The organism is Psychrobacter sp. CoH-33_TS_01 (genome assembly GCF_058189395.1).
Map to the genome: position 1 here is coordinate 1 of NZ_JBVGQI010000069.1, position 259 is coordinate 259.

A 259-nucleotide genomic window follows, 5' to 3' on the forward strand; every position below is an offset into this window, starting at 1 on the left:
GCTCGACACCGGCAGCCATCTCGGGCTGTCGCCGCTCGAAACGCCCGCGAGCGTCGAGCAGATCAACCGCGCTACGCTGGACACGCGCGGCGACAACTCGATCATCGACGCCGTGAGCCGCGCCGCCGGCATCAGCGCATCGCCGCATCCCGGCAACGGCAACTCGGAGCTCGCCGCGCGCGGCTTCGTCGGCGCGTCGTCGGTCACGCAGCTCTACGACGGCGTGCGCCCGTACGGCGCGATCGGCGTCACGTTCCCG

1 protein-coding gene is annotated in these 259 nt (G+C 72.2%); it reads left to right on the forward strand.

Features of this window, described 5'->3' with window-relative positions; translation table 11 throughout:
* The coding region (locus ACZ2XM_RS15580) for a TonB-dependent receptor plug domain-containing protein (RefSeq protein WP_490619027.1) at nt 1-259 on the forward strand (259 nt) is incomplete at both ends.